Raw genomic sequence first — 24,657 nt, forward strand, 5'->3', positions numbered from 1 at the left:
CTCGAAAGCGAGATTTCTCTTGCAATTGCAAGGAGATTTTCAGTCGATGCCGAAGCATCCGCTGAGCGTCAAATGAGCGCCCAACCGATGACCATTGCCACGATCCAGAATGGTATCGACACGATGTGAAACGGCATCCACATGCCCTTTTCACCCGACAGTCGAACGGCAATGAGATTGGCCAGTGAACCGATCGCCACTCCGAAGCCGCCCACGCTCACGCCAAAGGCAAGCGCGCGCCAGTCCTTGGAAAATTCCGCGAGAACGATGGCTGCGGGCACATTGCTGATCGCTTGCGAAAGCACGGCGCCTGCCGCATACGCGCGCACCGGCGTGCTTACGCCGAGATGGGCGATGGCTTCATGAATCGAAGGCAAAGCGGCGGCGCTGCGCAGCACAATGAACATCAGCACGAAGATGAGCAGCAACAGCCAGTCGATCTTGAATACGACTTCGCGGCGCCACAGGAGGAAGCCGATGGCAAGCGCGGCGAGCGCCGGGCCGGCATGATGCGCATCGGCGAGCGTCACGAAGGCAGCGAACGCGAGCACGCCGACGCCGCACAGCACGCGATCGACACGATGCGCCTCGACATCGCCGGAGAGATCGAGCGGTTGAGCGCGGAACATCGCGAACGTCACCACCCCGAGCAAGACCATCAACGCGGCGCACAAAGGCAGCAGCGCCCACACAAACGTGGGAAACGCGACGCCGCTCGTCTGCCAGAGAAACAGGTTCTGCGGATTGCCGAGCGGCGTGAGGATCGATCCCGCATTGACCGCCAGTGCGATCACGATGACGAGCCGCTTGATTGGCAGCGGCGCGAGCTTATGCAGCGACAATGCGAGCGGCACGACGGCAAAGAGCGCGACATCGTTGGTCAGCACCGTTGAAAGTCCGGCGGCGAGCGCGACGAGCAGCAGCGCCAGCGTGCGCTCGCCATGAACGTGGTGCACCAGCCGATGCGCCGCCCACATCAGGAATCCTGACAATTCGATGGCTTTGGTCAGGATGAGAAGACCGGCGAGCGTAAGCACCGTCTGCCAGTCGACGAGACCGGGCAACGACATCCACGCGCGCGGATGCGCGATCTGAAGCACGACGAGCGCAAACACGAGAATCGCGAGAACCGGCTCCTTCGAGACGGTTCTCCAGATGCGTGTGAAGAAGTCGGGCCGTGTGCGCTTGGCATTGAACTCGGACAAGATGCGCGCGAATCAGGCAGCGGGAGCCGGCGTTTCGATGCTGCCGCGCAGCTTCGAAAGGATGCCCTCGAGCGAATCGAGATTGCCGAAGTCGATGGTGACCTTGCCGCGCCCTCTCCCACCGAGCTTGATCTTCACGTTGGCGGACAGCAGATCCGACAGCTCCTCTTCGAGACGACGCGTATCGCGACCGCCGTCGTTCGCGACGCGCGCCTTCGTCGCAGGCGCTTCCTTGGTCGTCGCGGCGACGAGCCGTTCGGTTTCACGCACCGACAGGCGACGGTTCACCACGTGATTGGCGAGCTGGATCTGGGTGGCCGCATCGACGGCGAGAAGCGCGCGTGCGTGACCCATGTCGAGATCGCCGGCGAGCAGCATCGTCTGCACGGGCGTGGCGAGGTTCAGAAGACGCAGAAGATTCGATACCGCACTACGCGAGCGCCCGACCGACTCGGCTGCCTGCTCGTGCGTGAAGCGGAATTCGTCGAGCAGCCGCTGGATGCCCTGCGCCTCTTCCAGCGGATTCAGATCCTCGCGCTGGATGTTTTCGATCAGCGCCATCGCTGCGGCGGCCTGATCTGGCACGTTTTTCACCAGCACCGGCACTTCGTCGAGTCCGGCGAGGCGCGCAGCGCGGAAGCGTCGCTCGCCCGCGATGATCTCGTAACGGTCCTCACCCACCGAGCGCACGAGAATGGGCTGCATCAGGCCTTGCGCGCGGATGCTGGCAGCGAGCTCCTGGAGCGCGCCCTCGTCCATGCGTGTCCGCGGCTGATATTTGCCGGCCTGCATCTTGTCGAGCGGCAGCACCGAGGGCGAGCCCTCGCCGCGCACGGCTTCCGTAATGTCGACGCTGCCGCCGAGCAATGCATCCAGGCCTCGGCCCAAACCCTTCTTTTTCATCACAGCGCTCATCTCGGTTCCTCCGTCGGCGTTCCCTGCCGCATCGAGTGGGTTTGACTAGTTCAGGTCGAGCGCACGCACGCGCTCGATCATTTCCGTGCCGAACTGGATATACGCCTGCGCCCCGCGCGACGACTTGTCGAACACGACGCCCGGCAGCCCGTAACTCGGCGCCTCGGCAAGACGCACGTTACGCGGAATGACGACGTCAAACAGCTTGCTGCCGAAGTGTTCCTTCAGCTGGTCGGACACTTGTTGCTGCAGCGTGATCCGTGGATCGAACATCACGCGCAACAGGCCGATGACCTTCAGATCGCGATTCAGATTCGCGTGGACCTGCTTGATGGTGTTCACCAGATCCGACAGTCCCTCCAGCGCGAAGTATTCGCACTGCATCGGGATCACGACGCCGTGCGCCGCACACAACGCATTGAGCGTCAGCAGCGAAAGCGCCGGCGGGCAATCGATCAGCACGAAGTCATAGTCATCGACTACCTCGGCAATCGCGCCACGAAGAATGCGCTCGCGATTCTCCATGTCCACGAGCTCGACTTCCGCGCCCGCGAGCTCGCGATTCGCCGGCAGCACGTCGTATCCGACGGTGGCCGGGCGCAAGCGTGCCTCGCGCAGCGTAACGCCATCGACGAGCACTTCGTAGACCGTGCTCTCGCACGCCGCCTTGTCGATGCCGCTGCCCATCGTGGCATTGCCCTGCGGATCCAGATCGATCAGCAGCACGCGCTGATCGAGCCCGGCAAGGCTCGCCGCGAGATTGACCGCTGTCGTGGTCTTTCCAACGCCGCCCTTCTGATTTGCGACGCAGAAGATTTTTGCCATCGTTTAGTGTCCTCGTTTTCTCGCTGTCAGAAGATCAGCGTGCCTGAAATGCCGGATCAAAACGGTGCGGCGGACCGTCATCCCGGTCCTACGGCGATCTCGACGAGATGCCGCTCCGCGTCGAGCCTGGGAACGCTCAGGCGCTCGATTCCGAGCACTGTGGCGCCTTTGGGCAATCGCGCGACTTCGGCATCGGGCCTTACGCCCTTCATCGCCAGAATCCGTCCATCAACGGCAAGCAGGTGACGCGCAAGTGTAACGAAATCGGAGAGCTCTGCGAATGCGCGCGACACGATTACGTCGAATTTTTCCGGCACTTCAATGCCCGGACGCAGACTTTCGACGCGGCCGGTCACGACCGACAGGTTGCTCAACCCCAATTGCACCTTTGCCTGTGACTGAAACGCGGTTTTTTTGTGAACGATGTCGTTCAGCGTGACCCGCAGTTCGGGCAGAGCGATCGCCAGCACGATGCCGGGCAGTCCGCCGCCGGAACCGACGTCGAGCGCCGTCGCCGGATTGCGCGCGGCCACCGCCGGAACGATGGCGAGTGAATCCAGAATGTGTTGAATCATCATCTGCTGCGGGTCGCGGATCGCCGTCAGGTTGTAGACGGCGTTCCATTTGCCGAGCAGCGCGACATAGTCGAGCAGTTTTTGCTTTTGCGAGGGCGACAGCGCAAGGCCGAGTTCGGCGACGCCCTGATCGAGCGTCGTCGCCAGGGATGAATTGCGCTCCGTCATTGAACCGCCGTCGTGTTATCCGCTGCGCCATTCCCGTCCGCCGAATTGCGGCCACGGCGCCCGATTCCGCGCTTGAGATGCACCATGAGGAGCGAAATCGCGGCCGGCGTAATGCCGGAAATGCGCGACGCCTGGCCGATCGTCTCCGGGCGATGCTGAATCAGCTTCTGGCGCGCTTCGAAGGACAACCCGCGAACGTCGTTGTAGTCGATTCCTTCGGGCAGGCGCGTGTTTTCCTGCGCGCCGTTCCGCACGATTTCATCTGCCTGGCGGTCGATGTAACCCTGATACTTCACGCCGATCTCGATCTGTTCCTTGATCTGCGCCAGCAGCACAGGATCGTCGGCAAGCGGCGCTTCCGGTCCGCACGCGCCATCACGGAGCGCGCAGATTCCGTCATACGATACGCCCGGACGGCGCAGAAGATCTGCAAGACTGTATTCGTGATCGATCGGTTTCCCGAGCAACGCTGTCGCTTCCTCCGTCGGCAGGGTCTTCGGATTGACCCATGTCGAACGAAGGCGCTGTGTTTCACGTGAAACAGCATCGCGCTTGCGACTGAAAGCCTCCCAGCGAACGTCGTCGATAACGCCCAGTTCGCGTCCGATCTCCGTCAAACGCATATCCGCGTTGTCCTCCCGGAGCGACAGACGGTATTCCGCCCGGCTCGTGAACATACGATACGGCTCCGAAACACCACGCGTGACGAGATCGTCGACGAGCACGCCCAGATAGGCCTGATCGCGGCGCGGCGACCAAGGCTCTTTGCCTTGAACTTGCAGACCCGCATTGATACCCGCGAGCAGCCCTTGCGCGGCGGCCTCTTCATATCCGGTCGTACCGTTGATCTGTCCCGCGAAGAACAGACCGTTGATCGCCTTCGTTTCAAGCGATGCCTTCAGCGCACGCGGATCGAAATAGTCGTACTCGATGGCATAGCCGGGACGCAGGATATGCGCGTGCTCGAGCCCGTACATGGAGCGAACAAGATTGAGCTGGACGTCGAACGGAAGGCTCGTGGAGATGCCGTTCGGATAAAACTCGTTCGTGGTCAGCCCTTCCGGCTCCAGAAAGATCTGATGCGCGTCCTTCGATGCAAAACGATGAATCTTGTCCTCGATCGACGGGCAATAGCGCGGCCCAACACCTTCGATGACACCGGTGTACATCGGCGAACGGTCCAGACCGGAGCGAATGATGTCGTGCGTTTGCGCGTTCGTATGCGTGACCCAGCACGGCATCTGACGCGGATGTTGCTCGACACGCCCAAGGAACGAGAAAACCGGGATCGGATCGAGATCGCCCGGCTGCTCTTCGAGCTTGGAAAAGTCGATGGTACGGCCGTCGATACGCGGCGGCGTGCCAGTCTTGAGGCGGCCTTGTGGCAGCTTCAGCTCCTTGAGTCGAGCCGAGAGCGACACCGCAGCCGGATCGCCTGCGCGTCCGCCGACATAATTGTTCAGTCCGACGTGGATCTTGCCGTCGAGGAAGGTCCCAGCCGTCAAAACGACAGCGCGGGCGCGGAAGCGCAACCCAACCTGCGTGACAGCCCCGACGACCCGGTCGCCTTCGACCATCAGATCATCGACGGCCTGCTGAAACAGCCACAGATTCGGCTGGTTCTCCAGCCGATGACGGATTGCCTGCTTGTACAGGAGCCGGTCGGCCTGCGCGCGCGTCGCGCGCACGGCCGGACCCTTCGACGAGTTGAGAATCCGGAACTGAATGCCCGCCTCGTCCGTGGCCGCCGCCATGGCGCCGCCGAGTGCATCGACTTCTTTGACCAGATGGCCCTTGCCGATACCACCGATCGACGGATTGCAGCTCATTTGGCCTAGCGTCTCGATGTTGTGGGTCAAAAGGAGCGTTTTGCAGCCCATGCGCGCGGAAGCAAGCGCGGCCTCAGTGCCTGCATGACCGCCGCCAACGACGATCACATCGAATTCTGTCGGATAAAGCATTGGAGATTTCGTGTACGAACGACACGAACCTGAAGAGGGAATAGCTTTAAATTATAACGGTTTCCTCTTCACCTCGAATTCGACCGATCGGCTAAGGACGAAAAAATGGCGTGTTTCACGTGAAACACGCCATATCCAGGTACTTGCGGATGTCGCGTTTATGCGACTTTTTTTGTCAGACCCAGGTAGGTCTCGATGACTTGCGGATTGTGCTGCAAATCGTCCGCATTGCCTTCCAGCGCGAATTCGCCCGTTTCCAGCACATAGCCGTAATCGGAGATTTGCAGCGCGGCGCGAGCATTCTGCTCGATCAAAAGCGTCGCTACACCCGTCTGACGAAGCGCACTGATGATGTGGAAAATCTCCTTGACGATGAGCGGTGCGAGACCAAGACTGGGCTCGTCCAGCATGAGCAACTGCGGCTTGCCCATCAGCGCCCTGCCGACCGCCAGCATTTGCCGCTCTCCACCCGACAGCGTTCCCGCCGCTTGCTTGCGGCGCTCCTTGAGCCTGGGAAACAGCTCGAAGACGTGGTCGAGTTGATCGAGGTAATTCCGTTCGCCCGCCCGCTTGCGTCGATACGCGCCGAGAACCAGGTTGTCCTCGACGGTCATCGTCGAGAACAGTTCGCGTTTCTCAGGTACGAGGCACATTCCACGTGAAACACGGCGCTCGATTGCGAGCGCAGAAACGTTTTCCCCAAGATAACGCACGGTGCCCTTCGCATGTCCCGTCTGCGGCAACGCACCCATGATCGCGTTGAGCAGCGTCGACTTCCCCGCGCCGTTCGGCCCGATCACCGAAACGATCTGTCCTGCTCCCACCGTCAGCTTGCCATCGTGCAGTGCTTCAACCTTGCCGTATCGCACAGACAAGCCTTCCACCTGCAGAATCGGGTTAGCCACCGCGTTCGATCCTTTCGTCATCATTCCACCCCGCCCAGATACGCCTCGAGCACCGCCGGATCTTTCTGGACGTCCTTCGGCAATCCTTCCGCTATCTTTGTGCCGAATTCCATCACCACCAGACGATCCGTGAGATTCATCACGAAATCCATGTCGTGCTCGACCAGCAGAATGCTCATGCCTTCAGCCCGCAGCTTTCTCAACAGATCGGCGAGTTGCAGCTTCTCCTGATAACGCAGGCCCGCCGCAGGCTCGTCTAGCAACAGCAACGTTGGATCGCAGCAAAGCGCGCGGGCGATTTCGAGAATCCGCTGCTGGCCGAGCGCAAGACTGCCCGCTTCGCTGTAGATGTGCTTCTCCAGACCGACGCGCGCAATTTGCTTCACAGCTTCCGACATCAACCGCGCCTCTTCCGCCGCATTCAGCCGCACGATACTGCGCCACACACCCGTATTCCCACGCAGATGCGCGCCGATCGCGACGTTCTCCAGCACGCTCATCCCGGGCAGCATCTTGACGTGCTGAAACGTCCGCCCAATGCCGCGCTTGACGATTTCACGTGAAGTGAGCTGATCGATTCGCTCGCCGTGGAAACTGATCGCGCCGCTCGTCGCCTGAAGCACGCCGGTAACGAGATTGAACGTCGTGGATTTGCCCGCGCCATTCGGTCCGATCAAACCGATGATCTCGCCCGCCTTCACCTCGAAACTCACATCATTGACGGCGACGAGCCCGCCGAACTGCTTACGCGCCTTCTCGACCACCAGCAACCGCTCGCCCGACGCGGGTTTGCTGCGCTGCGGCAATGATTCATTCTGTTCGGGTACATGCGCGCGCGGTCCGCGCGGAAAGATCCGGGCGACGAACGGCCAGACGCCCTGCCGCGCGTATTGCAGCAACAGCACCATCACGACGCCGAACACGATGATCTCGAAATTGCCGTTCGCGCCGATCAGCTTCGGCAGCAAGGTCTGAAGATAGTCCTGCAGGACGGTGAGGATCGTCGCGCCGAGAATCGCACCCCAGACATGCGAGACGCCGCCGACCACGGCCATGAACAGGAATTCGATGCCGTGATTCAGCCCGAACGGAGTCGGGTTCACCGCCCGCTGCAAATGGGCATACAGAAAGCCCGAAATGGCCGCCAGAACGGCTGCGTAAATGAAGATGACCACGCGCATCCACGCGGTGTTGACGCCCATCGCCTCGGCCATCGTTCCCCCGCCGCGCAGCGCACGGATCGCGCGTCCCGGACGACTATTAAGCAGATTCTGAACAGAAATCACCGCGAGCAACACGACGATCCAGATCAGGTAGTAAATGCTGCGGCCCGACTCGAGCTGCCACCCGAACAGGTTGAGTACCGGAATGCCGTTGATGCCGTCGTATTTGCCGAGCAGCTCCATGTTCCCGAACAGATAGAACAGCGACAAGCCCCACGCGATCGTCCCGAGCGGCAGGAAGTGCCCGGAAAGCCGCATCGTGATGAGCCCGAGCAGGAGCGCGATGAACGCCGTCAGCACGACGCCCGCGATCAGCGCGAGCCAGGGCGAAACGCCATAGCGCGTCGTCAGGAAGGCCGTCGCGTAGGCGCCTACGCCCACGAACGCGGCCTGCCCGAAGCTCGTCATGCCGCCGATACCCGTCAGCAGCACGAGCCCGATCGCAACGATCGAATACAGGCCGATATAGTTCAGCAGCGTGATCCAGTATTCGGGCACGGCGACCGGACGCGGAAGCACGGGCAACGCGAAGACGATCACCAGGAAGATCCAGAAGAATCGATATCGATGCAGGAATTTCATCGGCTTACTCCTCGTCCTCATCCGAATGCGGGCTGGCGAGGCTTCGCCATAGCAGGACCGGAATAATCAGGGTGAAGACGATCACTTCCTTGTACGCGCTCGCCCAGAACGACGAATACGATTCGAGCAAGCCCACGAGCAGCGAGCCTGCCGCCGCGAGCGGGTAGCTCACCAGGCCGCCCACGATGGCGCCCACGAAACCCTTCAGGCCGATCAGGAAGCCCGAGTCGTAATAGATGGTCGTGATCGGCGCGACCAGCACGCCGCACAGCGCGCCGAGGCCGGCCGCGAGCGTGAATGCGAGCCGCCCGGCCTGCGTCGTGCCGATGCCGACGAGCCGCGCGCCCAGACGGTTCACCGACGTCGCGCGCAGCGCCTTGCCGGAGATCGTGCGATCGAAATAGAAGTAAAGCGCCACGATCAGCACGACAGCCGTGCCGACTACCCACAGGCTCTGCCCGGAGATGGACACGCTGCCGAGATTGAAGCTCGCGTCGGAGAACGCCGTCGTGCGCGAGCCTTCCGCGCCGAACATGACGAGTCCGAGCCCGACCATCGCGAAGTGCACGGCCACCGCGACGATCAGCAGCAACAGCGTGCTCGCCTCCGCGATCGGCTCATACGCGAGCCGGTAGACGAACGGACCCATCGGCACGACGATCAGAAGCGTCAGCGCAATCTGCGCGATCATCGGCAGAGGCTGGGCGAAGACCGCTTGCGTGAATCCCCCCACAGCGGCGGGAAACAGCAGATACTTCCCCGCCAGCACGGCCAGCAGGCGGCCGATCTGGTGATATCGCGCAGGATGCCGCGCGATGCCCGCCACTTCGGCGATGAAGCAGCCCACGCCCATCGCGATGAGCAGATAGCAGGTCGCCGGCAGCTTCTGCGTCTGCAGCGCGGCCAGCGTGAGCGCGCCGTACGCGACGAACTCGCCCTGCGGAATGAAAATGACGCGCGTCACGGAGAACACGAGCACCAGGGCGAGCGCGAGCAAGGCATAGATCGCACCCGTGGTGATCCCGTCCTGCGCGAGAATGGCCGCAATCGATAAGTCCATACTTCCTCTTCGGAGCTTCTGCAAAACAGGCGGATCGAAAACGGCATCCGCCGGAACATGGTCAAAGCGGCGCGCCGTTGCCGGTGCGCCGCCAGGTCATCTCGAAATTAAGAAACAGGAACGCGCGATGAAGCGCGTCTCGCGAAGCTCAGTCGTTCAGCAGCTTCCACTTGCCGTCGACGATCTGCACCATCACGCGCGCGCGATTGTCGAAGCCGTTGTGATCGGTCGGCGTCATGTTCATGATGCCGTGCGACACGGGCAGGTCCTTCAGGTTTTCGAGCGCGGCGCGCAGTGCCTCGCGGAACGCCTCGGTGCCCGGCTGGCCTTTCTTCAGCGCTTCGGGAATCGCGCGCTGGAGCATCTGGCCCGCGTCCCACGCATGGCCGCCGAAGGTCGAGAGCGAGCCCGCGCCGTAGGCCTTTTCATACGCGTCCTTGTAGGCCGCCGACGACTTCTTCACCGGATTGCTTTCCGGCAGTTGTTCCGTCACGAGCACCGGACCCGCGGGCAGGATCTCCCCCTCGCAGTCCTTGCCGCACACCCGCAGGAAGTCGTTGTTGGCGACGCCGTGCGTCTGATAGACCTTGCCCTTGTATCCGCGCTCCTTCAGCGCCTTCGCAGGCAGCGCCGACGGCGTGCCCGCGCCCGCGATCAGCACCGCGTCCGGGTTCGCGCCCATCGTCTTCAGCACCTGGCCGGTCACCGACGTATCCGTGCGGTTATACCGCTCGTTCGCGACAATCTTCAGCTTGTGCGCCGTCGCCGCCGTGTTGAAGACGTTGTACCAGCCGTCGCCGTAGGCATCCGCGAAGCCGATGAAGCCCACCGTCTTCACGCCGTGCTTCTCCATGTAGCTCGCGATCGCGTCGGCCATCAATGCATCGTTCTGCGGGGTCTTGAAGACCCACGCCTTCTTCGCATCCATCGGCGCGATGATCGCGGCCGATGCGGCCATCGAGATCATCGGCGTCTTGCCGGCCGCGGCCGGATCGATCATGGCGAGCGAGTTCGGCGTCACGGTGGAGCCGACGATCGCATCGACGTGATCCTCGTCGATCAGCTTGCGTGTGTTCTGCACGGCGCGGCTCGTGTCGGAGCCGTCATCGAGCACGATGTACTCGACCGACTTCCCGCCGATTTCCTTCGGCAGGAGCGCGAATGTATTTTTCTCGGGAATCCCGAGCGATGCGGCCGGTCCCGTCACCGAGAGCGTCACGCCGATCTTCACTTGCGCGAGCGCCGCGCCCGCGCCTGCGAGCGCGCTGCCCGCGATGGCGAGCGCGATGCTCGTCCTGATCCATGCCTGCTTCGTTTTCATTGCTTGTCTCCAAACGCGACTTGCTCGTTTTTGCCAGCACGCACCCCTGCGGTGCGCTGCTGCGAGTTGTTATCGATGCAGCTTCTTTGGGCCAATCAAAGAGCCGCCCCAATCTATTTACCGCGTTACTGCGTGCCTAGGGTGGTTTTCCCTGACCGTTGCGCGGCTGCATGCGAGGCTATGCGCCCTCTTCTTTCGCCGCGGCTGTTTCACTGCACAGCGCAGAAAAAAAGGCGCGTTACCTTGCAACGCGCCTTTGTTCTCCGAATCAGCTCACATGCGATTCCGTCAGTTGCCCGAGAGCTTCCATTTGCCGCCGACGATCTCCACCATCACGCGCGCGCGCTGGTCCAGTCCGGAGTGATCGTTGGGGCTCATGTTGAAGATGCCGTGCGATGCGGGCAGATTCCTCGTCTCTTCGATGGCCGCGCGCAACGCTTCGCGGAATGCCGGCGTGCCGGGCTGCCCCTTCTTCAGCGCGGCGGGAATCGCGCGCTGCAGGATGAGGCCTGCGTCCCACGCGTGACCGCCGAAGGTCGACACCGAGCCCGCGCCATACGCGCCTTCATAGGCCTTCTTGTACGTGAGCGCGGCCTGCTTCACGGGATTGCTGTCGGGCAGCTGCTCCGCGACGAGCAGCGGACCCGCGGGCAGGAACGTGCCTTCGCAATCCTTGCCGCACACGCGCAGGAAGTCGTTATTGGCGACGCCGTGCGTCTGATAGATCTTGCCCTTGTAGCCGCGCTCCTTGAGCGTCTTCTGCGGCAGCGCGGCCGGCGTGCCCGCCCCCGCGATCAGCACCGCGTCCGGATTCTGCGACATCATCTTGAGCACTTGGCCCGTGACCGATGCATCGTTGCGCGCGAAGCGCTCGTTTGCGACGATCTTCAGCTTCGCGAGATCGGCCGACTTCGAGAATTCCTTGAACCAGCTCTCGCCGTAGGCGTCGCTAAAACCGATGAACGCGACCGTCTTCACGCCGTGATTCGACATGTGCTGCGCAATCGCGGTGGCCATCAGGATGTCGTTCTGCGGCGTCTTGAAGATCCATGCCTTCTTGGCGTCCATGGGCTCGACGATGCTCGCGGCCGCGGCCATCGAGATCATCGGCGTCTGCGTTTCCGCGGCGATGTCGATCATCGCGAGCGAATTGGGCACGACAGTCGAACCGACGAGCGCGTCGACGTGATCCTCGCTCGTGAGCTTGCGCGCGTTCTTGACGGCTTGAGTGGAATCGGTGGCGTCGTCGAGGACGATGTATTGCATCTTCTGTCCCGCGATTTCCTTGGGCAGCAGCGAGATCGTGTTCTTTTCGGGAATGCCGAGCGAGGCGGCCGGCCCGGTCGCCGAAACCGTCACGCCTATTTTCACGCCCGCCAAAACCTGATTGCTGAATACCGCCGATAATCCCGCGACGGCCATTGCGACCGCCTTACCGCGTAAAGCCGACTTCATTGATTTGCGCCCCGTAAATCGTGTTTCTTCGTGAAGAACTGCCTGCGGCCAGCCCGTGACTCGCACCCGCAAATAATCGCCGACCAATGGGTCGGGAAATGCAGTTTAACGGACGAAAGCGCCGCCCAGCAAGCGTTTTGAAGGCTTTCCGACGCACTTCGGCGGGGCTTTTCAACGCCTTTGCAACGCCGCGCGCAGGAAGGAAAATCCCTCGGGAATATCCCGCTGTAAAATGCCCGCGAGATTATTTCGTATTATCAACGGGCAAATAAAAAAGCGCTGTTGGACTCATCCAACAGCGCTTTCGGTCGGGCACTTTGTGCCTCATGTCTCCTCGTTCTCCACCTCAAAAAATCTTGGGTGCAACAGAACTAGGACGCATGTTAAAGAACGCAACACTGCACGACAACCTAGCATTTACCCTAGTGGTGCACGAAAGCACCCCTAAGGGGCGTATTTCTTGCAATATATCGCGAGTTTTTTGCTTCCATCAAATTGTTCGTATCGCAAATCAAATCGCCTCAGCCCTGCAGAGGCCGGACCCGCGCGACGATCTCCCCGACGATCCCCCGGCGGAACGCCAGCACGCACGCGATGAAAATGATGCCCGTCACGATCGTCACCGATTCGCCCAGCGAGTTGAACCATGTCATGCCGGTGAGCCGCGCGATGCCGCTGCCGATGTCGCCGAGCCGGTCTTCCAGCGCGACGATGATCGCGGCCCCGAGCAGCGGCCCGAACATCGTGCTCATGCCGCCGACGAGCGTCATCAGGACGACCAGGCCGGACATCGTCCAGTAGGCGTCGCCGAGCGTTTCGAAGCCGAGCACGACCGTCTTGAGCGCACCCGCCAGACCCGCGAGACCCGCCGACAGCACGAACGCGAGCAGCTTGTAGCGCGACGTGTCGTAGCCGAGCGAGACCGCGCGCGGCTCGTTCTCCTTGATCGCGATCAGCACCTGCCCGAACGGCGAATGCACGATGCGCACGATCAGCGCGAACGCGAGCAGCATCACGATGAGCACGACGTAGTAGAGCGTGACGTCGTTGCCGAGGTCGATGGCATTGAAGAGCTTGCCGCGCGGCACGCCCTGCAGGCCGTCCTCGCCGTGCGTGAACGGCGCCTGCAGAAAGACGAAGTACACCATCTGCGCGAGCGCGAGCGTGACCATCGCGAAGTAGATGCCCTGGCGCCGGATCGCCAGCAAGCCGGCCACGAGGCCGAGCAGCGTCGCGGCGGCCGTGCCCACGATCACGCCGAGTTCGGGCGTCAAACCGAGCGTCTGGATCGCATAACCGGTGATGTAGCCGGCGGTCGCGAGAAACATCGCGTGCCCGAACGACAGCAGCCCCGTATAGCCGATCAAGAGGTTGAACGCCGCCGCGAAGAGCGCGAAGCACAGCACCTTCATCATGAACAGGGGATACACGCCGATGAACGGCGCCACGATCAGGCCGACGAGCAACAGGCCGTAGAGCGCTTTTCTCTGCATCATTTTTCCTTGCCGAAGAGTCCTGCCGGGCGAATCATCAACACGATCGCCATGATGACGAAGACGACCGTCGCGGACGCTTCCGGATAGAACACGCGCGTGAAGCCCTCGATCACGCCGAGCAGCAGGCCCGTCAGAATCGAACCCATGATCGAGCCCATGCCGCCGATCACGACGACCGCGAACACGGTGATGATCATCGACTGGCCCATCAGCGGCGAAACCTGGATGACGGGCGCCGCGAGCACGCCCGCGAACGCCGCGAGCGCGACGCCGAAGCCGTAAGTGAGCGTGATCATCAGTGGCACGTTGACGCCGAACGCCTCGACGAGCTTCGGATTCTCCGTGCCCGCGCGCAGATACGCGCCCACACGCGTCTTCTCGATCACGAACCATGTCGCGAAGCACACCGCGAGCGACGCGACCACCACCCACGCGCGATAGTTCGGCAGGAACATGAAGCCGAGATTGGTCGCGCCGGAAAGGACCGAGGGCACGTCGTAAGGCTGGCCCGACGAACCATAGATCGAGCGGAACACGCCTTCGATCACGAGCGTGAGGCCGAAGGTGAGCAAGAGCCCGTACAGATGGTCGAGCTTGTAGAGCCAGCGCAGCATCGAACGCTCGACGACGACGCCGAACAGCCCGACGATGACCGGCGCGAGCACGAGCATCGCCCAGTACGGGACGTCGAAATAGGAGTAGCCCATCCACGCCAGCATGGCGCCCAGCATGAAGAGTGCGCCGTGCGCGAAATTGATGACGTTGAGCAGGCCGAAGATCACCGCGAGCCCGAGGCTCAGGATCGCGTAGAACGAGCCGTTCACCAGCCCGAGCAACAGCTGGCTCATCATCGCGGCGAGTGGAATGCCGAAAATTTCCATTGAACCTGCCGTCAGAAACGTGTTGACGCGGGAGCGGCGGCAAGGCAGCCCTTCCGGCCGCCCGCCGCGCGAACGCGCTAAAGCACTACCGAACGCTTACTTCCAGAGCTTGCAGCGCGACTCCGCCTTCGTGCCGAACGCCTGATCCCCCGGAATCGTCGCGGTGATCTTGTAGTAGTCCCACGGCTCCTTCGACTCCGACGGCTTCTTCACTTCCATCAGGTACATGTCGTGGATCATCGAGCCATCCTCGCGGATGTAGCCCTTCGCGTAGAAGTCGTCGATCTTCGCCTTGTGCAACTGCGCCATGACCTTGTCGCTGTCGGTCGTGCCGGCCGCCTGCACCGCCTTCAGGTAGGTCGTCACGGCGGAGTAGTCGGCGGCCTGGAGGCTCGACGGCATCTTCTTCATCTTGCCGAAGTAGCGCTGCGCCCACTTGCGCGTGTTCTCGTCCTTGTTCCAGTACCAGCTGTCGGTCGCGACGAGCCCCTGCGTCGTCTCGAGCCCAAGGCTGTGGATATCGTTGATGAAGATGAGCAGCGCGGCGATCTTCATCGACTTCGTGATGCCGAACTCCTTCGCCGCCTTGATCGAGTTGATCGTGTCGCCGCCCGCATTGGCGAGGCCGAGCACTTGCGCCTTCGAGCCCTGCGCCTGCAGCAGGAACGACGAGAAGTCCGACGCGGACAGCGGATGGCGCACTTCGCCGAGCACTTGTCCGCCGTTGGCCTTGACGACATCCGACGTGTTCTTTTCCAGCGCCTTGCCGAACGCGTAATCGGCAGTCAGGAAGTACCAGGTCTTGCCGCCCTGCTTCGTCACCGCGGAACCGGTGCCTTTCGCGAGCGCCATCGTGTCGTAGGCGTAGTGGACCGTGTAGGGCGAGCATTGCTCGTTGGTCAGGTTGTCCGCGCCCGCGCCGATGTTGATGTACGGCACCTTCTTTTCAGCCGCGACTTGCGCGGAGGAAAGCGCGGTTGCCGAGTTCGTGCCGCCGATGATCACGTTCACGCCGTCGCGGTCGATCCACTCGCGCGCACGCGAGGCCGCGATATCGGCCTTGTTCTGGTGATCCGCATAGACGAGCTCGATGGGCTTGCCGTTCACCTTGCCGCCGAAATCCGCGATCGCCATGCGAATGGCTTCGAGGCCGCCCTGGCCGTCGATGTCCGCGTAGAGGCCCGAGAGGTCGGTGACGAAGCCGATCTTCACGCTGTTGCCGTCGGCGGCGTATGCACTGCTGCTCATTGCCGCCACACTCGCCGCCGCAGCCGCAAAGCAAAGAGTAGAGAGGCGCGCGAGGGTCTTCTTTTTCATTCCAGTCTCCATGAGTTTTTGATTGTTGCGGTGCTACTGGTGGTGCCCTGATGATGTGCTGCGCTAGAAATGAACCAATGAGCGAATGCGATCGATTACACCCCGAGCAATTCGTGCAGCACCGGCATCTTCGCCTCGAGTTCCCCCGCGCCGAAATGCTCGACGATGTTTCCGTGCTCCATCACGTAAAAGCGGTCCGCGAGCGGCGCCGCGAAACGAAAATTCTGTTCGACCATGACGATCGTGTAGCCGCGCGACTTCAGCATGAGAATCATGCGCGCGAGCGTCTGCACGATGACCGGCGCGAGCCCTTCCGAGATTTCATCGAGCAGAAGCAGATTCGCGCCCGTGCGCAGAATGCGCGCGACGGCCAGCATCTGCTGCTCGCCGCCCGAAAGACGCGTGCCCTGGCTGGCGCGGCGCTCCTTCAGGTTCGGGAACATCGAGTAGAGCTCGTCGAGCGACATCGCCTCCTTCGGATTGCCGATCAGCGGCGGCAAAAGCAGGTTTTCCTCGCAGGACAAGCTCGAAAAAATGCCGCGCTCCTCCGGACAATAGCCGATCCCGTAATGCGCGATCTTGTGTGTGGGCAAGCCGATGGTTTCGTGTCCGCCCACGCGGATCGAGCCCGTGCGCCGCCCGGTCAGACCCATGATGGCTCTGAGCGTGGTCGTACGGCCCGCGCCGTTGCGCCCGAGCAGCGTGACCACTTCGCCACGATTCACCCTGAGGTCCACGCCATGCAGAATGTGCGATTCCCCGTACCACGCCTGCAGGCCCGAAATTTCCAGCGCGGGCGTATTGCCCGCCCCGCCGTTCGCGTTCAGCGAGCGGCGTTCCTCCACGATCGTACTCATGCATGCGCTCCGGTGAGCGCCGCATCGGCGCTGCCCATGTAGGCTTCCATCACGAGCGGATTCTTCGACACTTCCGCGTAGCTGCCTTCGGCGAGCACTTCGCCACGCTGAAGCACGGTGATGGTGTCGGAGATGCCCGCGATCACGTTCATGTTGTGCTCGACCATCAGGATGGTGCGGCCCGCCGACACTTTCTTGATCAGCGCGGTGACGCGATCGACGTCTTCGTGGCCCATGCCTTGCGTCGGTTCGTCGAGGAGCATGAGCTCGGGCTCCATCGAGAGCGTCGTGGCGATCTCGAGCGCGCGCTTGCGGCCGTAGGAGAGTTCGACCGTTTTCGTATCCGCGAAATCGGTAAGACCGACTTGCGTGAGCAGATCCATCGCGCGATCGTTGAGTTGTTCGAGCGAACGTTCGCTGCGCCAGAAATGAAACGATGTGCCCAGTTGCCGCTGCAGGCCGATACGGACATTCTGCAGCACCGTCAAATGCGGAAACACGGCGGAAATCTGGAACGAGCGGATGATGCCACGCCGCGCGATGTGCGCCGGGCGCTCGCGTGTGATGTCAGTGCCGTTGAAAACGATCTTACCCGCAGTGGGCTCGAGAAACTTGGTGAGCAGATTGAAGCAGGTAGTCTTGCCTGCGCCGTTCGGTCCGATCAGCGCATGGATCGAGCCGCGGCGAACGCGCAGGTTCACGCCATTCACGGCCGTGAAGCCTTTGAATTCCTTCGTGAGCCCTCGCGTTTCCAGAATGGTGTCGCCGAGAATCATGTCCCCTTCCATGCGAAGTGAGGCGCTGGGCAAACCGGTTTCGCCTGCGCCTTATTTTTTTCTATCCGCGCGCACCGAACGTTGTCTCCATTCCGGTACTGCTTCGCTTCGTACACCGCTGTTGCGGCCGCACAAAGTGTGCACGAGGTATGCCGAGCATCACTTGATTCGGGGCCATTGTCGCGCCAATGATGCAGCGCAATCATTGGGATTTGCACTAACTAACGAATTGCTTGGAAGCTCGGCGCATGCACGCAATAGGGGCATGGTCAGTGCTTATTCCGTGCGCATATAAGCATTGCCTTATGCGATGCCATGGCCGTGCCATACCTGCGCCATCTCAACATGTGAGGCATGCACGTCATCGATCTGTCACGCAAGCGCCGTCGCGATCACTTCCTGTGCTTCGATGCCGCGCCGGTCCTCGCGGATCATCTCGCTCGCGCGCTCCGCGATCATCAGCGTCGGCGAATTCGTGTTGCCCGATGTGATGGTCGGCATCACCGATGCATCGACCACGCGCAAACCCCGCACGCCGATCACGCGCAGGCGGCTGTCGACGACCGCGCCCGGATCGTTGTCCGTGCCCATGCGGCACGTGCCGACCGGATGGAAGATCGTCGTGCCGACATTGCCCGCGGCCTCGACCAGCTCTTCCTGCGTCTGGTACCGAATGCCCGGAAGAATCTCCTCGGGCGCATAGGGCGCCATCGCGGGCGCGCTGACGATGCGCCGCGTGAGACGCAGCGCGTTCGCCGCGACTTCGCGGTCGCGGTCCGTCGACAGATAATTTGGCGCGATCAGCGGCGCCGCATGCGCATCCGGCGATTCGATATGCACGCTGCCGCGCGAGGTCGGCCGCAGGTTGCACACGGAAGCGGTGAATGCATTGAACGGATGCAGCGGCTCGCCGAAGCGTTCGAGCGACAAGGGCTGGACATGGTATTCGACATCGGGCCGCTTGATGGATGCATCGTCGGGATCGGACCTGGCGAACGCGCCGAGCTGCGACGGCGCCATCGACATCGGGCCGCTTCTCGTCAACGCGTACTGCATGCCGATGAAAAGTTTGCCCCACCAATGCGCCGACAAGGTGTTGAGCGTGCGCACGCCATTGACCTTGTAGGCCATTCGCAATTGCAAGTGGTCCTGCAGATTTTCGCCGACGCCGCGCAGGCTCTTCACGACATCGATGCCCAGACGTTGCAGACGCGCGCCATTGCCGATGCCCGACAGCTCGAGAATCTGCGGCGAATTCACCGCGCCCGCGCTGAGAATGACTTCGCAATGCGCGCGGGCAACGTAGTCGATATCGCCGCCGCGATATTCGACGCCGACGCAGCGCACGCCTTCGAAGACGAGCCGTTGCGTATGCGCGCCGGTGATCGTCGTGAGATTGGGACGTTTCATCGCTTCGCGCAAAAAGGCCTTCGCCGCGTTCCAGCGGATGCCGCCGCGCTGGTTCACTTCGAAGTAACCGACGCCCGTGTTGTCGCCGCGATTGAAGTCGCTGGTGGCGGGAATGCCGCTTTGCTGCGCGGCTTGCGCGAAGGTTTCGAGAATCTTCCACTTCAGGCGCTGCTTCTCGACGCGCCATTCGCCGCCCGAGCCATGCCATTGATTCCCGCCGCCGTGATGATCCTCGCTGCGCATGAAGATGGGCAGCACCGAATCCCACGACCAGTTCGGATCGCCGCTGATGTGCGCCCAGTCGTCGTAGTCTTCGCGCTGGCCGCGCATGTAGATCATGCCGTTGATCGACGAGCATCCGCCGAGCACGCGCCCGCGCGGATATGCCAGCGTGCGTCCGTTGAGGCCCGGTTCCGCCTGCGTCTTGTAGAGCCAGTCCGTGCGCGGATTGCCGATGCAGTACAGATAGCCGACCGGAATATGAATCCAGTGATAGTCGTCCTTGCCGCCCGCTTCGAGCAGCAGCACGTTCACGTTCGGATCTTCGGTGAGGCGATTGGCGAGCACGCATCCGGCCGTACCCGCGCCGATGATGATGTAGTCGAATTCGCCTTCGAGCTTTCGTGTGTTCTGTTTCATCGATGTCTCCTTGCCGTCTTTTGCGGCTCGCCTCACACGGTGATGCTTCGCTTACTTCGCCACCGGCATCGTGAACTCGGCGCCCTTGGCGATGCTGTCGGGCCAGCGCTGCATCACGCTCTTGTAGCGCGTATAGAAGCGCACGCCTTCCTCGCCGTATGCATGGTGATCGCCGAACAGCGAACGCTTCCAGCCGCCGAACGAATGCCACGCCATCGGCACCGGGATCGGCACGTTGATGCCGACCATGCCCACCCTGATCTGCCGCGAGAACGCGCGCGCGACGCCGCCATCGGTCGTGTAGCACGACACGCCGTTCGCGAACTCATGCTTGTTGATGAGCTCGACCGCGCTCGCGAAATCCGGCACGCGCACCACCGAAAGCACTGGACCGAAGATCTCTTCCTTGTAGATGGTGCTGTCCGTCTTCACGTTGTCGAACAGCGTGCCGCCGAGGAAGAAGCCGTTCTCGTGGCCTTCGACCTCGTGCCCGCGCCCATCGACGACGAGCGTCGCGCCCGACTTCACGCCCGCTTCGATATAGCCTTCCACCTTCGCGCGATGCGCGGCGGTCACGAGCGGACCCATTTCGGCGTCGCTTTCCATGCCGTTCTTGATGACGAGCGATTTCACGCGCGGCGTGAGGCGCTCGATCAGTTCATCGGCGATATGGCCCACCGCGACCGCAACGGAGATCGCCATGCAGCGCTCGCCTGCCGAACCATAAGCTGCGCCGACAAGCGCATCGACGGCCTGATCGAGATCCGCATCGGGCATCACGACGAGGTGGTTCTTCGCACCGCCCAGCGCCTGCACGCGCTTGCCGTGCTTCGTGCCTTCCGTGTAGATGTATTCGGCGATCGGCGTCGAGCCGACGAACGAAAGCGCCTCGACATCCTTGTGCGCGAGCAGCGCATCGACGGCGGTCTTGTCGCCATGAACGACGTTGAACACGCCATCGGGCAAGCCGGCTTCCTTCAACAGTTCGGCGAGGCGAATCGATGCCGAAGGATCGCGCTCCGACGGCTTCAACACGAACGTATTGCCCGTCGCGATGGCGATGGGGAACATCCAGCACGGCACCATCATCGGGAAATTGAACGGCGTGATGCCCGCGACCACGCCGAGCGGCTGGCGCAGATTCCAGTTGTCGATGCCGCCGCCGATCTGATCGGTGAAATCCGTCTTCAGCAGGTTGGGAATGCCGCAAGCGAACTCGACGATCTCGATGCCGCGCATCACTTCGCCTTTGGCGTCGCTGAACACCTTGCCGTGCTCGCGCGTGATGATTTCGGCGAGTTCGTCGTGATGCTCGTCGAGCAGTTGCTTGAACTTGAAGAGCACGCGAGCGCGCTTGATCGGCGCCGTCTCGCTCCATTCGGGGAACGCAGCTTTGGCGGCGGCCACGGCGGCGTCGACTTCCGGTGCGCCCGCGAGCGGCACGCGCGTGGAGACGGCGCCGGTCGCCGGATTGAAGACATCGCCGAAGCGCTCGCTCCTGCCTTCGACGCGCTTGCCGCCGATGTAATGCGTCAACGCGGCGACGCGCGCCTCGCTCCGGTGTGTCTCGCCCATGATGTCTCTCTTTTATGTGAATAACCGGAGGGTAATGCCGTATGCGCTCCGGAATCCAATGAGATATGTTCAACTGCGATATAAGTCGCGTTAATATCGGCCGATGGACTACACCCTGCTGCGCGCCTTTCTCACCGTCGCACGCGAAGGCAACCTGACGCGCGCCGCGGCGCAGTTGCATCTCACGCAGCCGGCGGTCAGCCTGCAGATCAAGAACCTGCAGGAGATGCTGGGCGTCGTGCTGTTCTCGCGCACCTCGCACGGCCTGCTTCTGACGCGCGACGGCGAGGCGCTGCTGCCGCACGCCGAGCGCGCGCTCGCCGCCGCCGCCGACGTCCAGCGCGCCGCTGCCGCGCTGCGTCACGAGGTGAGCGGCACGCTGCGCATCGGCACGATTCTCGATCCCGGATTTCTGCGTCTCGGCGGCTTTCTGCGGCAGCTGGTGGAGACGCATCCGCGCATCGAGACATCGCTGCGGCACGGCATGTCCGGCTGGGTGCTCGAGCGCGTGCGGACACGCGATCTGGATGTCGGCTATTACATTGGTGACCCGTCCGCCGACGGCACGCGCGACGGCGAACGCTTCCATGTCGTCCGTCTCACGCCGTTCATCTATCGCGTGCTCGCGCCGGCGGGCTGGCACAACCGCGTGAACAAGGGCAAGCGCAGCTGGGTGGCGCTCGCGAAGCTGCCGTGGATCTGGACGCCGCCCGAGTCCGCGCACAACCGGCTGTTGTCGCGGATCTTCCGCGAGGCGGGCGCGATGCCGGTGATCGTCGCGGAAGTGGATCAGGAGCCTTCGATGCTCGATCTCGTCAAATCGGGCGTCGGTCTCTCGCTCGCGCGGGATTCGATCGCGATCGGCGAGGCGCATGCCCATGCGCTGACGATCGTCGAAGACGTCACCGTGCCGACTCAGCTCTCGTTCGTCGCCCTCGCGGAGCGCCGCGAGGAACCGGCGATCGCGGCAGCCCTGCGGCTGATCGACGCGCAGTGGGCCGTTTGAAAACCGTCCAAGTGGAAATCCCGAGGCGGCGCGCGTGGGCATTCAAGCGCGCTTCATCGAATGTTTGCTAGTCTGAGCCCTCGCTCATCCATCCAACCGTGTTCGAGGATTCTTCATGGCACGCAACATCGAAATCAAGGCCCGCGCGCACCAATTCGAGCAATTGCGCGAACGCGCGGCCGCGCTCGCCACCGACGCGCCGCTGGTGTTTCGCCAGCAAGATTTCTTCTACGACGTGCCGACCGGCCGCCTCAAGCTGCGCCAGTTCGACGACGGCACGCCCTCCGAGCTGATCTTCTACCAGCGCGACGACCGCGACGGTCCGAAGGTTTCCTACTACTCGCGCAGCCCGGTGACGAACCCTGAAGCGATGCACGCGTTGCTCGCCCAGGCGCTGACGACGCGCGGCATCGTCTCGAAGGAGCGGCATGTGTATCTCGTCGGGCGCACGCGCATTCATCTCGACCGCGTCGACGGCCTGGGCGATTTCATCGAACTGGAAGTGGTGCTCGGCCAGGACGACGACGAAGCCGGCGGCGAGCGGGAAGCGCACGACATGTTCGCGCGCCTGGGCGTCGGCGAAGCGGATCTGGTGCCGCTCGCCTATGTGGATCTGCTGAACCCGGCTCAGGAAGCGTCGCCGGCGAGGTGAGTGAGCGGCAGCGGACCGTTGCGCTTGAACGTCGTGAGCACGATGTTCGAGCGCACACTGTCGACGCCCGGCACGCGCATCAGCTTCTTCATGACGAAGCCTGAAAGCGCATTCAGATCCGGCGCGACGATGCGCAGCAGATAATCGGCGTCGCCGACCGTCGCGTGACATTCGAGCACTTCGGGCAGCATCTCGATCTGCTGCTGAAACTGCTCGATGATCGAATCGCCGTGATGCTTGAGCTTCAGGCTCGTGAACGCCGTTACGCCCAGACCCAGCTTTTCGGGCCGCAAGACCACCCGATACCCTTCGATCACGCCCGCCGCTTCGAGCCTCTGCAGACGCCGGCCGATCTGCGACGGCGAGAGCGGCACTTGCTCGCCCAATTGCTGATGCGTGGCGCGGCCGAAGCGCTGGAGCACGTCGAGCAGGGCGAGGTCGAAATGGTCGAGATCGAGCATGAGGCGGATACGCGCGGAAACGATGGCAAATGCGACTTTATCGCATTGCCGCGCGCCTGCTCACATACCCCTTGCGGGAAAGTGCCGTTTCGCGCGCACCTGAACGAATCCTTACTACGGAAAACAAGGTAACGTGCGTGTTACGAACGATGACAGTGCCGAAAGCCGCAAATCACGCGCAATCGCGCGAAATCCTGGTATCCGGAAGCATTTGTACAGCAAAAAGAAAGAAAACAGGCCTTTCAACTTTCAGTCTTGAATGCCATTCTTGAAGCGATCGTAAGCTTTCCAGGCGGCGAGCGCCTCGTCGTCCAGCTCCTCGGGTGGCAGGCTGGACTGACGCTGTACAATCAGCAGCGCATAGGGCCTGGACAGCGCGCTCGCCTCCTTGCAGAGGGTGAGTTCGTCGCCGCTAGACGGGGAGCGGCCGCGCCAGTAGTTGATCGCGGCTTCGAGTTCGTTGATCGAGATGACAGCCATGTCCGGGCAGAAAGACATTCGGTGTACGGCCGCTCGCGGCTTCAGAAACGGTCGCGCAACGCCGCATGAGAAGTGAGTTTTGAACCGGCTCGAGCCCGCGCCGCTGCGTCGTGCGTGTCGTTTCGTGCGTGTCACCGCGCACGCAACATGCAACTGATCGCCCCGCCGGCCTGAGCTCAACCCATTGTACTTGAGCGACTCCATGCGAATCCTTCTGATCGAAGACGACCGCCCCATCGCGCGCGGCATTCAAAGCAGCCTCGAACAATCCGGCTTCACGGTCGACATGGTGCACGACGGCATCTTCGCCGAGCAGGCGCTCGCGCAGAACCGCCATGAGCTCGTCATTCTCGATCTGGGCCTGCCTGGCATCGACGGCATGACGCTGCTCTCGCGTTTCCGCCAGGGCAACCGCCACACGCCGGTGATCATTCTCACCGCGCGCGACGAACTGCACGATCGCGTGCAGGGCCTGAACAGCGGCGCCGACGATTACATGCTGAAGCCCTTCGAGCCGCAGGAGCTCGAGGCGCGCATCCGCGCGGTCATGCGCCGCAGCGGCCCGCACGGCGACGTGCCGCGCCCCGAGGTGTCGCTGGGCGGCTTGCGTCTCTCGGGCGTCGATCGCCGTATCTTCAACGACGAGCGTCCGCTTGAACTCTCGCCGCGCGAGTTCGCCGTGCTGGAAATGCTGCTGCTGCGCCACGGCCGTGTCGTGAGCAAGGCGCAACTGCAGGATCATCTGACGCATTTCGGCGGCGATCTCGGCGATACGGCCATCGAAGTCTACGTGCATCGCGTGCGCAAGAAGCTCGAAAACACGCGGGTCGAGATCGTGACGGTGCGCGGCTTCGGCTACCTCCTTCAGGAGATTCGTCAGGCGGCTTGACGTTTTCGGCTCCGCCGCCGCGA

Annotated in this window: 22 protein-coding genes; 3 read left to right on the top strand and 19 right to left on the bottom strand. The window is 62.4% G+C overall.

All coding sequences use genetic code 11. The features are described from left to right. Positions 1 to 68 precede the first annotated feature (68 nt). The 17 genes from AWB83_RS26665 to AWB83_RS26745 form a co-directional block, all read right to left on the bottom strand. Positions 69 to 1,205: an SLC13 family permease gene (locus AWB83_RS26665; protein ID WP_087048623.1), complete on the bottom strand. Its 1,137-nt coding sequence runs from the start codon at positions 1,203 to 1,205 to the stop codon at positions 69 to 71. A gap of 12 nt (positions 1,206 to 1,217) precedes the next feature. Next, positions 1,218 to 2,120, bottom strand: coding sequence for a ParB/RepB/Spo0J family partition protein (locus tag AWB83_RS26670; RefSeq protein ID WP_087048624.1), 903 nt, complete (start codon positions 2,118 to 2,120; stop codon positions 1,218 to 1,220). A gap of 45 nt (positions 2,121 to 2,165) precedes the next feature. Further along, a complete protein-coding gene (locus tag AWB83_RS26675) occupies positions 2,166 to 2,945 on the bottom strand; it encodes a ParA family protein (RefSeq protein ID WP_087048625.1) in 780 nt (259 codons plus the stop codon). A 77-nt stretch (positions 2,946 to 3,022) separates the two neighbouring features. Beyond that, the gene (gene rsmG, locus AWB83_RS26680) at positions 3,023 to 3,688 is read right to left on the bottom strand and encodes a 16S rRNA (guanine(527)-N(7))-methyltransferase RsmG (RefSeq protein WP_087048626.1); all 666 of its coding nucleotides are present in this window, start codon (positions 3,686 to 3,688) and stop codon (positions 3,023 to 3,025) included. Further along, positions 3,685 to 5,649 (bottom strand): tRNA uridine-5-carboxymethylaminomethyl(34) synthesis enzyme MnmG, encoded by a 1,965-nt coding sequence (gene mnmG, locus AWB83_RS26685; protein WP_087048627.1) that lies wholly within the window; start codon positions 5,647 to 5,649, stop codon positions 3,685 to 3,687. The genes rsmG and mnmG overlap by 4 nt, the downstream gene beginning before the upstream one ends. A gap of 158 nt (positions 5,650 to 5,807) precedes the next feature. Further along, on the bottom strand, positions 5,808 to 6,575 hold the full coding sequence (locus tag AWB83_RS26690) for an ABC transporter ATP-binding protein (protein WP_087048675.1): 768 nt from the start codon (positions 6,573 to 6,575) through the stop codon (positions 5,808 to 5,810). Further along, positions 6,575 to 8,359 carry a branched-chain amino acid ABC transporter ATP-binding protein/permease gene (locus tag AWB83_RS26695; RefSeq protein ID WP_087048628.1) on the bottom strand — a complete coding sequence of 595 codons (1,785 nt, stop codon included), beginning with the start codon at positions 8,357 to 8,359 and terminating at the stop codon, positions 6,575 to 6,577. The genes AWB83_RS26690 and AWB83_RS26695 overlap by 1 nt, the downstream gene beginning before the upstream one ends. A 4-nt stretch (positions 8,360 to 8,363) precedes the next feature. Beyond that, positions 8,364 to 9,419, bottom strand: a complete 1,056-nt coding sequence (locus tag AWB83_RS26700; RefSeq protein WP_087048629.1) for a branched-chain amino acid ABC transporter permease — start codon at positions 9,417 to 9,419, stop codon at positions 8,364 to 8,366. 148 nt (positions 9,420 to 9,567) lie between these two features. Beyond that, positions 9,568 to 10,740: an ABC transporter substrate-binding protein gene (locus tag AWB83_RS26705; RefSeq protein ID WP_087048630.1), complete on the bottom strand. Its 1,173-nt coding sequence runs from the start codon at positions 10,738 to 10,740 to the stop codon at positions 9,568 to 9,570. Positions 10,741 to 11,028: 288 nt separating this feature from the next. Further along, complete coding sequence (locus AWB83_RS26710; RefSeq protein WP_087048631.1) at positions 11,029 to 12,195, bottom strand: ABC transporter substrate-binding protein; 1,167 nt, start codon at positions 12,193 to 12,195, stop codon at positions 11,029 to 11,031. Between the two features lie 521 nt (positions 12,196 to 12,716). Continuing rightward, positions 12,717 to 13,688, bottom strand: a complete 972-nt coding sequence (locus AWB83_RS26715) for a branched-chain amino acid ABC transporter permease (RefSeq protein ID WP_167389173.1) — start codon at positions 13,686 to 13,688, stop codon at positions 12,717 to 12,719. Next, positions 13,688 to 14,572 carry a branched-chain amino acid ABC transporter permease gene (locus tag AWB83_RS26720; protein WP_087048633.1) on the bottom strand — a complete coding sequence of 295 codons (885 nt, stop codon included), beginning with the start codon at positions 14,570 to 14,572 and terminating at the stop codon, positions 13,688 to 13,690. The genes AWB83_RS26715 and AWB83_RS26720 overlap by 1 nt, the downstream gene beginning before the upstream one ends. A 96-nt stretch (positions 14,573 to 14,668) precedes the next feature. Then, positions 14,669 to 15,889, bottom strand: coding sequence for an ABC transporter substrate-binding protein (locus tag AWB83_RS26725; RefSeq protein WP_087048634.1), 1,221 nt, complete (start codon positions 15,887 to 15,889; stop codon positions 14,669 to 14,671). 95 nt (positions 15,890 to 15,984) lie between these two features. Further along, positions 15,985 to 16,746: an ABC transporter ATP-binding protein gene (locus AWB83_RS26730; protein WP_087048635.1), complete on the bottom strand. Its 762-nt coding sequence runs from the start codon at positions 16,744 to 16,746 to the stop codon at positions 15,985 to 15,987. Then, positions 16,743 to 17,522, bottom strand: a complete 780-nt coding sequence (locus AWB83_RS26735) for an ABC transporter ATP-binding protein (protein ID WP_087048636.1) — start codon at positions 17,520 to 17,522, stop codon at positions 16,743 to 16,745. Before AWB83_RS26735 ends, AWB83_RS26730 begins: the two co-directional genes overlap by 4 nt. Before the next feature lie 372 nt (positions 17,523 to 17,894). After that, entirely contained in the window at positions 17,895 to 19,571 is a 1,677-nt protein-coding gene (locus AWB83_RS26740; protein ID WP_087048637.1) for a GMC family oxidoreductase, read from the bottom strand. Positions 19,572 to 19,622: 51 nt separating this feature from the next. After that, positions 19,623 to 21,146 (bottom strand): CoA-acylating methylmalonate-semialdehyde dehydrogenase, encoded by a 1,524-nt coding sequence (locus AWB83_RS26745; RefSeq protein WP_167389172.1) that lies wholly within the window; start codon positions 21,144 to 21,146, stop codon positions 19,623 to 19,625. A 103-nt stretch (positions 21,147 to 21,249) separates the two neighbouring features. Between AWB83_RS26745 and AWB83_RS26750 the strand changes: the two genes are divergently transcribed. After that, positions 21,250 to 22,152 carry a LysR family transcriptional regulator gene (locus tag AWB83_RS26750; protein WP_087048639.1) on the top strand — a complete coding sequence of 301 codons (903 nt, stop codon included), beginning with the start codon at positions 21,250 to 21,252 and terminating at the stop codon, positions 22,150 to 22,152. Between the two features lie 115 nt (positions 22,153 to 22,267). Continuing rightward, positions 22,268 to 22,804, top strand: coding sequence for a class IV adenylate cyclase (locus AWB83_RS26755; RefSeq protein WP_087048640.1), 537 nt, complete (start codon positions 22,268 to 22,270; stop codon positions 22,802 to 22,804). On the opposite strand, the gene AWB83_RS26760 is transcribed toward AWB83_RS26755, so the two are convergent. Further along, positions 22,780 to 23,265 (bottom strand): Lrp/AsnC family transcriptional regulator, encoded by a 486-nt coding sequence (locus tag AWB83_RS26760; protein WP_087048641.1) that lies wholly within the window; start codon positions 23,263 to 23,265, stop codon positions 22,780 to 22,782. The two genes, AWB83_RS26755 and AWB83_RS26760, sit on opposite strands and share 25 nt — an antisense overlap. A gap of 249 nt (positions 23,266 to 23,514) precedes the next feature. Next, positions 23,515 to 23,745, bottom strand: a complete 231-nt coding sequence (locus AWB83_RS26765; RefSeq protein WP_087048642.1) for a DUF3717 domain-containing protein — start codon at positions 23,743 to 23,745, stop codon at positions 23,515 to 23,517. Between the two features lie 202 nt (positions 23,746 to 23,947). On the opposite strand from AWB83_RS26765, the gene AWB83_RS26770 reads away from it, so the two are divergent. After that, entirely contained in the window at positions 23,948 to 24,634 is a 687-nt protein-coding gene (locus tag AWB83_RS26770) for a response regulator transcription factor (protein WP_008352418.1), read from the top strand. The last annotated feature ends 23 nt before the right edge of the window (positions 24,635 to 24,657 follow it).

Source organism: Caballeronia ptereochthonis, from assembly GCF_001545075.1.
Taxonomy (GTDB): Bacteria; Pseudomonadota; Gammaproteobacteria; order Burkholderiales; family Burkholderiaceae; genus Caballeronia; species Caballeronia ptereochthonis.

Bases quoted from the DNA above. Each gene is read 5' to 3' on its own strand.
- AWB83_RS26670 (WP_087048624.1), bottom strand. From the start codon at position 2,120: ATGAGCGCTGTGATGAAAAAGAAGGGTTTGGGCCGAGGCCTGGATGCA.
- AWB83_RS26715 (WP_167389173.1), bottom strand. From the start codon at position 13,688: ATGCAGAGAAAAGCGCTCTACGGCCTGTTGCTCGTCGGCCTGATCGTG.
- AWB83_RS26745 (WP_167389172.1), bottom strand. From the start codon at position 21,146: ATGGGCGAGACACACCGGAGCGAGGCGCGCGTCGCCGCGTTGACGCAT.
- AWB83_RS26750 (WP_087048639.1), top strand. From the start codon at position 21,250: ATGGACTACACCCTGCTGCGCGCCTTTCTCACCGTCGCACGCGAAGGC.
- AWB83_RS26705 (WP_087048630.1), bottom strand. From the start codon at position 10,740: ATGAAAACGAAGCAGGCATGGATCAGGACGAGCATCGCGCTCGCCATC.
- AWB83_RS26720 (WP_087048633.1), bottom strand. From the start codon at position 14,572: ATGGAAATTTTCGGCATTCCACTCGCCGCGATGATGAGCCAGCTGTTG.
- AWB83_RS26710 (WP_087048631.1), bottom strand. From the start codon at position 12,195: ATGAAGTCGGCTTTACGCGGTAAGGCGGTCGCAATGGCCGTCGCGGGA.
- AWB83_RS26765 (WP_087048642.1), bottom strand. From the start codon at position 23,745: ATGGCTGTCATCTCGATCAACGAACTCGAAGCCGCGATCAACTACTGG.
- AWB83_RS26725 (WP_087048634.1), bottom strand. From the start codon at position 15,889: ATGAAAAAGAAGACCCTCGCGCGCCTCTCTACTCTTTGCTTTGCGGCT.
- AWB83_RS26675 (WP_087048625.1), bottom strand. From the start codon at position 2,945: ATGGCAAAAATCTTCTGCGTCGCAAATCAGAAGGGCGGCGTTGGAAAG.
- AWB83_RS26700 (WP_087048629.1), bottom strand. From the start codon at position 9,419: ATGGACTTATCGATTGCGGCCATTCTCGCGCAGGACGGGATCACCACG.
- AWB83_RS26730 (WP_087048635.1), bottom strand. From the start codon at position 16,746: ATGAGTACGATCGTGGAGGAACGCCGCTCGCTGAACGCGAACGGCGGG.
- AWB83_RS26690 (WP_087048675.1), bottom strand. From the start codon at position 6,575: ATGACGAAAGGATCGAACGCGGTGGCTAACCCGATTCTGCAGGTGGAA.
- AWB83_RS26735 (WP_087048636.1), bottom strand. From the start codon at position 17,522: ATGATTCTCGGCGACACCATTCTGGAAACGCGAGGGCTCACGAAGGAA.
- AWB83_RS26755 (WP_087048640.1), top strand. From the start codon at position 22,268: ATGGCACGCAACATCGAAATCAAGGCCCGCGCGCACCAATTCGAGCAA.
- AWB83_RS26770 (WP_008352418.1), top strand. From the start codon at position 23,948: ATGCGAATCCTTCTGATCGAAGACGACCGCCCCATCGCGCGCGGCATT.
- AWB83_RS26740 (WP_087048637.1), bottom strand. From the start codon at position 19,571: ATGAAACAGAACACACGAAAGCTCGAAGGCGAATTCGACTACATCATC.
- AWB83_RS26695 (WP_087048628.1), bottom strand. From the start codon at position 8,359: ATGAAATTCCTGCATCGATATCGATTCTTCTGGATCTTCCTGGTGATC.
- mnmG (WP_087048627.1), bottom strand. From the start codon at position 5,649: ATGCTTTATCCGACAGAATTCGATGTGATCGTCGTTGGCGGCGGTCAT.
- AWB83_RS26760 (WP_087048641.1), bottom strand. From the start codon at position 23,265: ATGCTCGATCTCGACCATTTCGACCTCGCCCTGCTCGACGTGCTCCAG.
- rsmG (WP_087048626.1), bottom strand. From the start codon at position 3,688: ATGACGGAGCGCAATTCATCCCTGGCGACGACGCTCGATCAGGGCGTC.